This window comes from Luteibacter sp. W1I16, assembly GCF_050434905.1.
Taxonomy (GTDB): domain Bacteria; phylum Pseudomonadota; class Gammaproteobacteria; order Xanthomonadales; family Rhodanobacteraceae; genus Luteibacter.
The window spans coordinates 2,829,954-2,842,497 of record NZ_JBNDJJ010000001.1 but is presented as its reverse complement, the minus strand read 5'-3'; the positions used below and the strand labels follow the sequence as shown (position 1 = coordinate 2,842,497).

At 66.7% G+C, this 12,544-nt stretch carries 11 protein-coding genes and 1 riboswitch; of the genes, 5 read left to right on the top strand and 6 right to left on the bottom strand.

Annotated features, from left to right (window positions below; genetic code table 11):
• Positions 1 to 17: 17 nt before the first annotated feature.
• Positions 18 to 1,889 (bottom strand): phosphomethylpyrimidine synthase ThiC, encoded by a 1,872-nt coding sequence (gene thiC, locus QFZ41_RS12550; RefSeq protein WP_429199083.1) that lies wholly within the window; start codon positions 1,887 to 1,889, stop codon positions 18 to 20.
• 79 nt (positions 1,890 to 1,968) lie between these two features.
• Positions 1,969 to 2,068, bottom strand: a riboswitch (TPP riboswitch).
• A 34-nt stretch (positions 2,069 to 2,102) separates the two neighbouring features.
• On the bottom strand, positions 2,103 to 2,768 hold the full coding sequence (locus QFZ41_RS12545; RefSeq protein ID WP_371022545.1) for a TetR/AcrR family transcriptional regulator: 666 nt from the start codon (positions 2,766 to 2,768) through the stop codon (positions 2,103 to 2,105).
• A gap of 339 nt (positions 2,769 to 3,107) precedes the next feature.
• Between QFZ41_RS12545 and QFZ41_RS12540 the strand changes: the two genes are divergently transcribed.
• Positions 3,108 to 3,767 (top strand): protein-L-isoaspartate O-methyltransferase family protein, encoded by a 660-nt coding sequence (locus QFZ41_RS12540; RefSeq protein ID WP_429199082.1) that lies wholly within the window; start codon positions 3,108 to 3,110, stop codon positions 3,765 to 3,767.
• A 35-nt stretch (positions 3,768 to 3,802) separates the two neighbouring features.
• On the top strand, positions 3,803 to 5,203 hold the full coding sequence (locus tag QFZ41_RS12535) for a TolC family outer membrane protein (protein ID WP_429199081.1): 1,401 nt from the start codon (positions 3,803 to 3,805) through the stop codon (positions 5,201 to 5,203).
• A gap of 48 nt (positions 5,204 to 5,251) precedes the next feature.
• Here QFZ41_RS12535 and waaA read toward each other — a convergent pair whose 3' ends face one another.
• Positions 5,252 to 6,517 carry a lipid IV(A) 3-deoxy-D-manno-octulosonic acid transferase gene (gene waaA / locus QFZ41_RS12530; RefSeq protein WP_429200228.1) on the bottom strand — a complete coding sequence of 422 codons (1,266 nt, stop codon included), beginning with the start codon at positions 6,515 to 6,517 and terminating at the stop codon, positions 5,252 to 5,254.
• A 71-nt stretch (positions 6,518 to 6,588) separates the two neighbouring features.
• On the opposite strand from waaA, the gene lpxL reads away from it, so the two are divergent.
• The 3 genes from lpxL to QFZ41_RS12515 all read left to right on the top strand — a co-directional run bounded on the left by lpxL (position 6,589) and on the right by QFZ41_RS12515 (position 9,354).
• Positions 6,589 to 7,515 (top strand): LpxL/LpxP family Kdo(2)-lipid IV(A) lauroyl/palmitoleoyl acyltransferase, encoded by a 927-nt coding sequence (gene lpxL / locus QFZ41_RS12525; protein ID WP_429199080.1) that lies wholly within the window; start codon positions 6,589 to 6,591, stop codon positions 7,513 to 7,515.
• Between the two features lie 198 nt (positions 7,516 to 7,713).
• Positions 7,714 to 8,160 carry an REP-associated tyrosine transposase gene (locus tag QFZ41_RS12520; protein ID WP_429199079.1) on the top strand — a complete coding sequence of 149 codons (447 nt, stop codon included), beginning with the start codon at positions 7,714 to 7,716 and terminating at the stop codon, positions 8,158 to 8,160.
• A 276-nt stretch (positions 8,161 to 8,436) separates the two neighbouring features.
• On the top strand, positions 8,437 to 9,354 hold the full coding sequence (locus tag QFZ41_RS12515; protein WP_429199078.1) for a VirK/YbjX family protein: 918 nt from the start codon (positions 8,437 to 8,439) through the stop codon (positions 9,352 to 9,354).
• On the opposite strand, the gene QFZ41_RS12510 is transcribed toward QFZ41_RS12515, so the two are convergent.
• Genes QFZ41_RS12510 through QFZ41_RS12500 form a run of 3 tightly spaced genes read right to left on the bottom strand, consistent with a single transcriptional unit; the run spans position 9,298 to position 12,501 of the window.
• Positions 9,298 to 10,095 carry a glycosyltransferase family 2 protein gene (locus QFZ41_RS12510; protein ID WP_429199077.1) on the bottom strand — a complete coding sequence of 266 codons (798 nt, stop codon included), beginning with the start codon at positions 10,093 to 10,095 and terminating at the stop codon, positions 9,298 to 9,300. The two genes, QFZ41_RS12515 and QFZ41_RS12510, sit on opposite strands and share 57 nt — an antisense overlap.
• The gene (locus QFZ41_RS12505) at positions 10,085 to 11,365 is read right to left on the bottom strand and encodes an O-antigen ligase family protein (protein ID WP_429199076.1); all 1,281 of its coding nucleotides are present in this window, start codon (positions 11,363 to 11,365) and stop codon (positions 10,085 to 10,087) included. The genes QFZ41_RS12510 and QFZ41_RS12505 overlap by 11 nt, the downstream gene beginning before the upstream one ends.
• Positions 11,362 to 12,501 carry a glycosyltransferase gene (locus tag QFZ41_RS12500; RefSeq protein ID WP_429199075.1) on the bottom strand — a complete coding sequence of 380 codons (1,140 nt, stop codon included), beginning with the start codon at positions 12,499 to 12,501 and terminating at the stop codon, positions 11,362 to 11,364. The genes QFZ41_RS12505 and QFZ41_RS12500 overlap by 4 nt, the downstream gene beginning before the upstream one ends.
• Positions 12,502 to 12,544: the final 43 nt, after the last annotated feature.

Here is a 12,544-nt window from a genome sequence, read left to right as displayed (position 1 = left end):
TCACCGGGCATCGGGTCTCATGCCTTGTGGTAGACCTCCGCGCCTTGCGCCAGGAATTCCGCGGACTTCTCCGCCATGCCGCGCTCGGCGAGTTCGACCGCGCCCTGCTCCGCCGCGTAGTCGCGGACATCCTGGGTGATCTTCATCGAGCAGAACTTCGGGCCGCACATCGAGCAGAAGTGGGCGGATTTATGCGCGTCCTTCGGCATCGTCTCGTCGTGGAATTCGCGCGCCTTGTCCGGGTCCAGGCCGAGGTTGAACTGGTCGTCCCAGCGGAACTCGAAACGGGCCTTCGACAAGGCGTTGTCGCGCACCTGCGCGCCCGGATGGCCCTTGGCGAGGTCGGCCGCGTGCGCCGCGATCTTGTACGCGATGATGCCATCGCGCACGTCCTGCCGGTTGGGCAGGCCGAGGTGTTCCTTCGGAGTGACATAGCAAAGCATGGCGGTGCCGAACCAGCCGATCATCGCCGCGCCGATCGCGCTGGTGATGTGGTCGTAGCCGGGCGCGATATCGGTGGTGAGCGGCCCCAGCGTGTAGAACGGCGCCTCGTGGCACTTCTCCAGCTGACGCTCCATGTTCTCCTTGATGAGATGCATGGGCACGTGCCCGGGGCCTTCGATCATGCACTGCACGTCGTGCTTCCAGGCCAGCTGCGTGAGTTCGCCCAGGGTGTCCAGTTCGCCGAACTGCGCGGCGTCGTTCGCGTCGGCCACGCAACCCGGACGCAATCCGTCACCGAGACTGAAGGACACGTCGTACGCCTTCATGATCTCGCAGATGTCCTCGAAATGCGTGTAGAGGAAATTCTCGCGATGATGGGCGAGGCACCACTTGGCCATGATCGAGCCCCCACGGGAAACGATACCCGTGACGCGTTTCGCCGTGAGCGGTACGAAGCGCAGCAGCACCCCCGCGTGGATCGTGAAGTAATCCACGCCCTGCTCGGCCTGCTCGACCAGCGTGTCGCGGAAGATCTCCCAGGTGAGGTCCTCCGCCACGCCGTCGACCTTCTCCAGTGCCTGATAGATCGGCACGGTGCCGATGGGCACGGGCGAATTGCGGATGATCCATTCCCGCGTCTCGTGGATGTGCTTGCCCGTGGAGAGGTCCATCACCGTGTCGCCGCCCCAGCGGATCGCCCAGACCAGCTTTTCCACTTCCTCGGCGATGCCCGAACTCACCGCGCTGTTGCCGATGTTGGCGTTGACCTTGGTCAGGAAGTTGCGGCCGATGATCATCGGCTCCGCTTCCGGGTGATTGATGTTGGCGGGAATGATCGCGCGGCCGCGCGCCACCTCGTCCCGCACGAACTCCGGCGTGATCCGCTTCGGCAACGACGCACCGAAGGCCTCGCCAGGATGCTGCATGCGCAGCGCGCTGTCGGCGAGCGCGTCGATGCACTGGTTCTCGCGGATGGCGATGTACTCCATCTCGGGGGTAACGATGCCGCGCCGGGCGTAGTGCATCTGGGTGACGTTGGCGCCGGCCTTCGCCCGTAGCGGCGCGCGCGTGGACGCGAAGCGGATGGCGTCCAGCCGCGGGTCGATGGCGCGGCCACGTCCGAAGCTCGAGGAGAGCCCGTCGAGCCGCTCGACATCGCCACGTTCGGCGATCCATGCGGCGCGCGGCGTCGGTAGACCGGCGGCCAGGTCCACCACGTGAGTGGGATCGGTGTAGGGGCCGGAGGTGTCGTAGACGACGATCGGCGGATTGTCCTCACCACCGAACAGCGTCGGCGTGGCGGCCTGGGCGATCTCGCGCATCGGTACGCGCAGGTCGGCCCGGCTGCCGGTGACATGGATCTTGCGGGAACCGGCCATCGGCGCGGTAACGGACTGCGACAGCTCGCGCGCGGCGCGGGCCAGGTCGGTGGGCATGGCGTTCATCGGCTTCTCGTTCCTCACAGGGGAAGGGAGAAGCGGACGGCGCCGTCACGAGGCGCGACACGCCCCAGGGGCACGCACGTCGACCGTGGACGAAGCTTCCTACGCCGGTACGGACCGGATCAGGTTCGAAGGGACTCTCTCAGCCCGCGCGTATCGCATGGGCACCCCCGCTTCGCCGGGGATTCAACCACGAAGCGAGCCGGGAAGCGAGCGTCAGACGCTCACGTGGCGCGGCGAATACGCGCGCATGAACATGTCCACCGCGGCCAGGGCGTTGGCCTTGACCTCTTCGGCGAACTGCACGGCGCAGTCTTCGCAACCGAAGAGACGGCGGATCAGCAGGTCGCCCTTGAGCAGGGCGAGGAATTGCGTGGTGGCGCGGGACACGTCGGGGATATCGAGCTGGCCACGCGAAGCGGCGCCCTCCAGCAGGCGCTGCATCAGCTTATGCATGCGTGCGGGACCCTCTTCCCAGACCAGGCGGCCGAAACGCGGATTGCCGCCCGATTGGCAGTCGGACAGGATCGCGCGGAAGGTGCCCACCGATTCCGTGTTGGTTTCCATCGCCGCATGACGGCTGGCGATGTTGGTCAGGGTGACGCGGATGTCGGCGCCCGGATTGAAGTCGAAGAGGTCGTCCGGCAGGCGTTCCTGCACATGCGCGCGGATCACCTCGCGGAAGAGGTTGTCCTTGTCGCCGAAATGGCTGTACACGGTGAGCTTGGATACGCCGGCGGAAGCCGCGACGGCGTCCATGCTGGTACCGGCGAAGCCGCCATGGGTGAAGAGCGACTTGGCCGCGTCGAGGATGGCCGCGCGCTTCTCCATGTCCTTCGGACGCCCCGGACCCTGGGTCTTCAGTTTCGGGCTGGCGTTCATGGCTGCACCTTCACAAACAGAGATTATGACTTTATTATACGCAGCGGTTCAGTTATTTCCAGCATGCTGAAAACACTGGTTGTACCGCCCGTCTACCTTAGAATGACAAATGGGGGCGTTCGGGCGGTTACCCATGGCGGCCAAGGCGGGGCGCCGGCACCCGTTCAGGCGCCAGCGTAGCTCCCGATGGCGGGAACCATGACTTCCGTCAGCCCGGTCCGGTGACTTCCGGCACTTCGCCGGACGGCGTCGGCACCGCAGCCTTAACACAATGGGAAAACGGGCGCTAAGCGCTTATCCTTCCGAATCTTTTTGCAGCTTTCGTACGGGATCCAACACATGGCGATGAATTTCGAGCAGGCGCGGCAGAACATGGTCGAAAACCAGGTTCGCCCCTGGGAAGTCCTCGACGCCGACGTCCTCGAGACCCTGAAGAGCGTGCGTCGCGAGGATTTCGTGGCGCCGGCTCACCGGAACGTGGCATTCGCCGACCTCACGCTGCCCCTTGGCCACGGCGAGGTGATGATGAAGCCGGTGATCGAGGGCCGCGTGCTCCAGGCCCTGGCGCTCAACAAGACCGACGAGGTCCTGGAGATCGGCACCGGCTCGGGTTACCTGACCGCCTGTCTCGCCCGCCTGGCCGGCAAGGTCACCAGCATCGACATGCATGCCGATTTCGTGGAGGCAGCGCGCCAGCGCCTGGCCGCCGCTGCGGTGACGAACATCGCGCTGGACACCGCCGAGGCCGTCAACGGTTACAAGCCCACGGGCGTTTTCGACGCCATCGTGGTCACGGGAGCCGTGCACACGGTCCCCGAGAAGTTCGTGCGCTGGCTGAAGCCTGGCGGGCGCATGTTCGTGGTACGCGGCGATTCCCCCGCACAAACGGCGGTCCTGCTCACCCATGAGGGTGAAGGCCGCTTCCGCGAGGAATCGCTGTTCGAAACGGACCTTCCCTACCTGGCGCATGCCGCGCCGGTGAAGCGCTTCGTGCTCTGACCCACCAGATTCCCAATCACCCACGAGGCGAAACCATGCGCTTGAAGCTGCTCACCGTCGCGCTGGCATTGGCCGCGATGCCGTTCGCGAGCCATGCGGAAGACTTGCTCGACGCCTACCGGCAGGCCCGGGCCAACGACCCGGTGCTGTCACAGGCCGATTCCACCCGTCTCGCCACCGGCGAGGGCGTGGCGCAGGCCCGCGCGTTGCTGCTGCCGCAGATCACCGCCCAGCTCAGCCTTAACCAGAGCGACCCGAACGGCCCCTCCCGCTCGATCGTCACCGATGCCGCGGGCAACCCCGTGGTCGACGGCGCCGGCAACCCGGTGCTCACCTCCGACGCGGGCCACACCCGCACCCGCGAGCTGGGCGCCACCATCAGCCAGAGCGTGGTCGACTTCAGCAAGTACGCCGACCTGAAGGCGGCGCGCTCCTCGTCGGAGGCGCAGGACGCCACCTACGAAGCCGCTTTGCAGCAACTCGCCACCCGCGTCGCCACCGCGTATTTCCAGGTGCTGACCAACGACGACGCCCTGACCTTCGCCAAGGCGAACGAGCAGGCGCTGGCCCGCCAGCTCGAACAGGCCCAGCAGCGATTCGACGTCGGCCTCTCGGCGATCACCGACGTGCAGGACGCCAAGGCGCAGCACGATACCGCGGTCGCCGCCGTGATCACCGCCGAGAACACGCTGGCGGATTCACGCGAGGCACTGACCCAGATCACCGGCAAGCCAGCCGACAACCTGAAGAAGCTGCGCGAGCAGCTGCCGATGGATGCGCCCTCGCCCAACGATCCGAAAGCCTGGGTGGCCGAGGCGGTCAAGAGCAATCCGACCATCATCGCCTCGCAGTACAACGTGGAGTCGGCGGAGCACAGCATCTCGTCCGCACGCGCGGGCCACCTGCCCACGCTCGATGCCTCGGTCGGCTACAGCAAGAGCACGGCATGGACGCAGAACGCCGGTACCGCGTCCACCGCGGGCACGCTCGGCACGGGTAACAACGGCCGTGGCGCCACCACCGTGGGCCTGACCCTGAGCGTGCCGATCTTCTCCGGCGGCCTGACCCAGTCCCGCGTCCGCCAATCGATCTACCAGCGTGACTCGGCGCAGGATTCCCTGGAGTCCACCCGTCGCCAGGTCGTGCGCGACACGCTGAACTTCTACCGCTCGGTCGTCGCCGGCATCAGCAAGGTCGAGGCCACCAAGGCCGCGGTCGAATCGTCTGAGAGCGCACGCGACGCCACGCAGGCCGGTTTCGAAGTCGGCACGCGCACCATCGTCGACGTGCTGATCGCGCAGCAGAACCTCACCCAGGCGCTCAGCGACTACTCGCAGGCGCGCCACCAGTTCATCCTCGACAAGCTGCTGCTCAAGCAGACCGCGGGCACGGTGGACGTGAAGGACCTGGAAGCGATCAACGCGCTGCTGCAGTGATCCAGGGCAGGCGATGAACGAAAAAACGGGCCCGCTGGGCCCGTTTTTTTATTCCTGCAGCAGGCTGTCGACCAGCTTCATCACCTTGCCGACCGAACCCCGCTCGCTGTCGAACACATGACGCGCCCTCTCGCCCATGTGTTCACGGCGCTTTGGATCGCGTAGCAGCGACAACACCTGTTCGCCGAGCGCGTCGCCATCGGGGACACGCTGGCCACCTTCTTCGTCCAGCAGCGCCTGCGTGATTTCCTCGAAGTTGAACGTGTAAGGGCCGACCAGCACGGGCTTGCCCAGCGCCGCGGGCTCCAGCACGTTGTGGCCGCCGATCGAGACCAGGCTTCCACCGACGAAGGCGACATCGGCCGCGGCGAAGAAGCGCAGCAACTCGCCCATCGAGTCGATGACGAAGCACTGCGTGGTATGGCTGGGAATGCCGTCGCCACTGCGCGTGGCCACCTGGAAGCCAAGGCTGCGCACGGAGGCTTCGACCGCCTTGAACCGTTCGGGGTGGCGCGGCGCGATCAGCAACAAGGCGTCGGGCAGGCGGCGCATCACGTCGAGGTGGGCTTCCAGCACGCACATCTCTTCGCCTTCGTGGGTGCTGGCGGCGATCCACACGGGGCGGCCCGTTCCCCAGGCTTCGCGCATCGCCGTGCCCGCCTCCAACGCGGCCTGCGGCACGGGCATGTCGAACTTCAGGTTGCCGCACACGGTGAGTTGGCTGGGCTCCGCGCCCAGCAGGCGGTAGCGCGCCGCATCCGTGCGCGATTGCGCTGCGATATGGCTGACGCAACGCAACGCGCGCTTCACCAGCGAGCTCATTCGCGCGTAACCGCGCAGCGAGCGCTCGGAGAGTCGCGCGTTGGCGATCAACAGAGGGATACCGTGGCGGCGGCAGGCGAAGTAGAGGTTCGGCCAGATTTCCGTTTCCACGATCACCGCCAGCCGCGGCCGGGTGCTGCGCAGGAAACGCTTCACCGCGAAGGGGAGGTCGTAGGGCAGGTAGACGCTGTGCACGCTGTCGCCGAAAAGCTGGCGGACCCGCTCGGAACCCGTCGGGGTCACCGTCGTCACGAGCATCGGGGCTTGCGGATAGGCCTCCATCAGCGCCTTCACCAGCGGCTCGGCGGCGTTGACCTCACCCACCGATACCGCGTGTACCCAGAGGCAACCCGTCAGGCGCGGTTCGCGGAAGCGGCCGAAGCGCTCGCGCCAGCGCACGTGGTAGTCGCCGTAACGCATGCCACGCGCCATCAGGCGGAGCATCACCAGCGGCGTGAACAGGTACATGGCGAAGTTGTAGAGCAGGCGCAGGAGCACGCGGATCCCTGGTATTGCCATCGACCGGGCAGTATAGCCGCCCCCATTCGTTACAATGACCGGCCATGCCCGGTATGCCCCGCCCCCACCTCACGCGCCGCCTGCTCACGCCCCGACATTGGCCGGCGTGGCTCGGCGTGGCCTTCATCTGGCTGATCGCGCACCTGCCCTTCCGCCTGCTGATGCGCCTGGGCCGGTTGGCGGGCCGCCTTGCCCTGCACCTGAATCCGGAGCGCCGGCGGATCGCGGCGACCAATATCGCGCTTTGCTTTCCCGAACTGGACCCGTCCGCGCAACAGGCGCTGGTCCGCGCCAACCTGTGCGATGTCGGCATGATGCTGGCCGAATTCGCCCTCGGCTGGATGGGTTCCGACCGCGCCATCGCACGGGTGCCGGTCACGGTGGAAGGGCTGGAACATCTCGAGGCCGCGCGCCGCGAGGGCCGCGGCGTCCTGCTCGTCGGCGGACACTTCTCGCACCTGGAACTGTGCGCGCGTCTCGTCTCGCAGCGCATCCGCATCGCCGGCATGTACCGGCGGATGGATTCGGACGTCTTCGAATTCACCGTCCTCCGCTCGCGCCTGCACTACGCCGACGCGATGTTCGAGAAAGACGATATCCGCGGCACGGTGAAGTACCTGAAATCGGGCGGCACGCTCTGGTATGCGCCCGACCAGGACATGCGCAGCAAGGACAACGTCTTCGTTCCGTTCTTCGGCGTACCGGCGGCGACGATCACGGCGACGCACCACCTTGCCCGCCTCTCCGGCGCGCTGGTGATTCCTTTCTTCCACCGCCGCCTGCCCGGCGACGCGGGTTATGCCATGCGCCTCGCCGCCCCGCTGGAAGATTTCCCCAGCAAGGACGCCGCCTTCGACACCGCGCGTGTCAACGCGCAGATCGAACAAATGGCCCGCGAGGCCCCGGAGCAATACCTCTGGGTCCACAAGCGATTCAAAACGCGCCCCCCCGGCGAACCGAAAATCTACTAAGCCACCGGCTGCCTTCTTCGTGTGGGAAGCGCGCGGGTGGGAAGCGCGCTGGCGCGCGATCGCGGCCCAGGCCGCTTCCCACCCCAAGCACCACGACAACCTGGTGGGAAGCGCGCTTGCGCGCGACAGGCTTCCCCTACCCAACACCACACCCACACCCTCTGTTCCCCACTCCCGCGTTTGAATGACCGTGGAGGAATGAAAAATCCTCCACCCCACAGCAAAAGCCTCCGCCGCGGACGATTCTCCGAACCCGGACGAACGTATCTCGTCACGACGACAACCGCGTCTCGCATTCCACTTTTCCTCCAGCACGATGCAGCGCGCTCGGTCGCACGCATATGCCACGACCCGAAAACCTGGCCACTGTCGACATGTGTCGCCTGGGTGGTGATGCCCGACCACTGGCATGGCCTCGTCGAACTTGGCGACGAACCGTTGTCGCGTGCTGTCGCACGGTTCAAGGGAAGAGTGTCGCGTTCGCTCGGACAGGCGGGGATGTGGCAGGAAGGCTTTCATGATTGCGGACTGAGAAGGGATGGCGATCTCAGGAGGGCGGCCCGGTACCTTGTCGCGAATCCGGTGCGTGCGGGGCTTGTCGATTCGGTCCTGGATTACCCCTATTGGAATACGGTTTGGTTGTAGTGGTGGCTGTCGCAAGAGCTATCGCGGCCAAGGCCGCTTCTCACCCCCAAGCACTACGGCAACCTGGTGGGAAGCGCGCTGGCGCGCGATCGCGGCCGAGGCCGCTTCCCACCCGATGCGACTCCCAGCATGCCGCGATCTTTCATCGGACTTTCCCTGATCTTTCGTGGTGCATAACGCCTGCACAACGGCGAACCTTTCGTCGGAAACAACGAAAGCCTCGCGAAAAAACGCCAGCGTAGAAAGTTCGGCATGCCCACAAGACGGACCTTCGCCATGCAGTCGTTCTTTCGTTTCGCGCGATCATTACGCGGCCGTGCCGGATGGCACAGCACGCGCACGCATGCCATCGGCGCGGTGCTCACCTATGCGCTGCGTTGTGCGTCTCGGTGGCGTGCGCACGATGCATGGCTGGCCTTTCTGGAGAAGCCGCCGATGGCAGGTATTTCCTCCGTCGATACCGTGCTGGTGGAACGCTACCAGCATCGCTACATCAGCAAGGCTTGGAGCAAGGAGCGCCGCATGAAAGCGCTGCGCGATCACTACGACTTCGCGCTGGCCCACTTCCCGCGTCCGTTTTTCCACACGCTCTATCGCGAACGCCAGGTGCTGGCCGGGCGCGTGACCTTGCGCGATGGCGGCCTGCTGTCGCTGATCGTCAAGGCTCCCCTGCGCCGGGGACGCGAAGGCGAACTCAGCCTTTCGCTCACCGACGAGAGCGGGCTGCAGATTTCGTACGCCACGATCTCGTTCATCGATGAGGGCCGCACGATTGTCATCGGTTGCCTTCAAGGCGCCGCGAACAACGCCGGGCGCGATGTCGTTCGCGACCTCACGCGGCAATGCCACGGACTTCGGCCGAAGAACCTCTTGTTGTCGATGATCCGTGCGCTGGCCGATGCTTTCGGCGTGGAACGCGTGCTCGGTATCGGCAATGCCGCCCACGTCTTCGCCGGCATTCCGGACAAGGTGAAGGCGGACTACGACGCCTTCTGGATCGAGTCCGATGGCGTCGCCGGTGACGATGGCTTCTACGTGCTTCCTCCACGCGACCCCGTGCGCAATGCATCCGAGATCGAAAGCAAACGCCGCAGCGAGTTCCGCCGTCGCGAAGCCTTGCGCCGCGAAGTGTGCGAGCTAGTCGTCGCCGCGTTCGGTTTCGAGCGGGCCGCGGCCGTCGCGCTGGCCGCCTGACCGGCGCAGCTCATAAAGCTTGGCGTACTTGAGGAACGCGTAGAAGGCGTGCACGCGGGCGGCGACAAAACCGGCCCAGCCGCCTCGCCAATGGCCGCGCCAGAGGTAGTACCGGGCGAACGCCACCGTGGGATAGAACACCATCCGCAACCGCAGGAAGCGCGGCGTCCGCCTGTGCCGGTCGCGCACCTGCAACGATGAATAGCGGTTGGCCTTGTCGACGCGGCCTTCGATGTCACGCTCGCCGTAGTGGTCGATGATGGCGTCGAGCCGATGCACCGGTCCGTCGACGATGACGCTCTCGTGCACCTCGTGGCCACTCATCCGCGCACGCGTGCGATCGAATAGCCGCACGTAATGGTTGAGCCGCGCCCGGTCCGGCTGCCAGCGCCAGAACACCCATTCACGGCGGAGCAGCACGTATCCCGCGGCATCCGGCGCGTCGAGCACGGCCCGGATGCGTTCCGCCGCTACCGCCGGAACGGCCTCGTCGGAATCGAGCAGCAATACCCATCGATGCAGGGCCAGGTCGATCGCCGCCTGCTTCTGCGCGCTGTAACCGGCGAACGGCTGCACATGCACCCTCGCCCCATAACGCGCGGCGATTTCGCGGGTACCGTCGGTCGAACCGGAGTCGAGCACGACGACGTCGTCGGCGAAGGCGACCGATGCCAGACAGGCCGCGATCGTGGCCTCGTTGTCGAATGTGGTGACGACGACCGACAGCGGCTCACACGGCATCGAGGGACTCCACGTCGGGCAGATCGGCGAACAGCGCCGCGCACCATACCGAGAGCAACCAGGCCGCCAACAGGCCCCACCACGCGGAGTAGAACGCCATGTGGGTGTTCAACGGGAACAGGATCGCCGCCAGCGACACGGTCGCCGGGAACGCGCGGGCACGCGCGGCGGCGCCGGCATGCCACCAGGCACGTATCGCAAACACGGTCCCCGCCAGCCAGGCCAGCAAGCCGAGGGTCCCGGTCTCCGTGGCGACTTCGAGCACGACCTGGTGCGCATGGCATGCGCCCTCGCCGTCCCCGCATTTTTCGATCGTGAGGAAGTGGTCGCCGGGCGAAGCCACCGAGGGATAGGCGACGCGGAAACCGCGCACGCCGACGCCATTCACCGGATGCGACGCGTACAGGCGCAGCGACGTCGTCCAGATGTCCAGACGGCCGGTCAGCGCCGCATCCACGCCGGCGGAGGTTCCCGACAACGCGGGCAGCGTATGCGCGACGCGATCGCGGAACCGCGGCGACACCTGCCACGCCAGCGCGAGCGCGAGGGCCACGACCACGGCGCCGGCGGCGCAGGCAGCCGCGAAACGGCGGAACGACCCTGCCTCGCGCCAGACGAAGCAGAGCGTGACCACGCCATAGCAAAGCCACGACGCACGCGAGCCGGACAGAAGCACCGGACCGAGCGCCAGCAGGAAGGCGGCGGTGAGGCCACGCCACCCCCAACGTTCACGCGCGGACCAGAGGAGGAAGGGCGCCAACGCGGACAAGGCGGGGCCGAGTTTGAGGTTATCCGCACCGAAGATGCCGGATAACCGCTCCGGGTCCGAAGCACCCGCCAATCCGTAGCCGGTCAGCGCCTGCACCCAGGCATCGGCCACCCAGACCGCGACCACCGCCGCCGTGGCGACATACAACGCGTGGACCTTTCCCGGACGGCGCATGGCGAAGCAGGTGTACACGCCCAGCGGGGCGAAGCGCAGGATGCCGGCGACGGTGCCCCAGCTCTTGCCGGGGGCCACCGCGTCCACCGCGGAAACCAGTGCGGCGCCGGCGTAGGCCAGGAACAACCACAGGAACAGCTTCGCGCCCGGATGGTGGCGCACGGCCTCTGGCTCGCGCACGAGCAGGAGGATGCTGCCGATGAGGGCGAGGAAGACCCCCAGTTCGGCGCTGCGTCCGAACGGCAACAGCGCCGGGACCAGCCAGACCGGCAGCAGCGGCGAGGCGAGGCCCGCCTTGATCGCGGCGCCGAAGCGGCTCCCGCTCACGTGGCCGGCACGCCTTCCACGACCTCCGCGTAGAGCGCCAGGGTGGCCGACTGCATGTCGGACAGGCGATAGCTGCGCGGCGGCGGGATGGACGGGGCGAAGCGAAGCAGCTCGGCGGCCCGCTCGACCAGTTTCTCGCGATCACCCAAGGGAACGCGCCCGGCGGGATAGAGCTCGGCCAGCAGTTCACCCACGCCGCCATGGGCATACCCCATCACCGGGCGGCACAGTGCCAGCGCTTCCACGACAGTGCGCCCGAACGACTCGGGACGCGTGGAAAGCTGCAGCACGAGCGCCGACATGGCGTAGATGTCGCGGACGTCCGAGCGCTGCGGCGAGATCACCACCTTGTTGTCGAGGCCACGCTGGTGGATGAGGTTGCGCAGCTCGGCGATATACGCCTCGCGGCCGGGCTCGTCGGCGCCGAGCAGGAGCAGGCGCGCGTCGATGGCCCGGTGGCTCAGGTCGGCGATCAGTTCGATCGCGTCCGCATGGCCTTTCAGTCGGGTGCCTCGCCCGGGCAAGGTCAGCAGGGGCGCACCGGCGAGTTGGGGGTATTCCTCGAAGAAGGCGCGCTGCCAGCTGTCGTCGGGGCGGTACCCGTAGGGAAAGGCGTCCGTATCGATACCGCGCGGGATCACCGTGATGCGCGAGGTCTCGATGTCGTGCGGGTAGTGGCGCAGCACGTAGTCGCGCAGGGTCTGCGAAACCACGATCACCCGCTCGCCGCGCAGCAGGATGGCGCTATAGCGGCTGGGCCGGTTCAGGCCGTGCACGGTGGTGACGAAGTGCGGGCGCGGCTTGACGCCCCGCATCGCCCACCAGCCGATCCAGGCGGGCAGGCGCGAACGGGCGTGCACGATGTCCGGCTGGATGTCGCGAAACACACGGCGCAGCTTGCCGACGGTGAACAGGGTGGCGAACGACTTCTTGCCGATGGGCAAGGCGATGTGTTCGCTGCCTTCGGCTTCCAGCTGCTCGACCATCCGCCCGCCGGCGGAAACGACGATGGAACGATGACCTGACTGGACCAGGGCCCTGGCGATTTCCAGGGTCGAGCGCTCGGCGCCACCCGAATGCAGGGCGGGTATGAGCTGTACGACGGTCATCGTCCGATTGGGAGAGACGGTGGCCATGGGTTGGTCCGTTTGAGAGGTTACGAGGGCGATGCACGAAGCA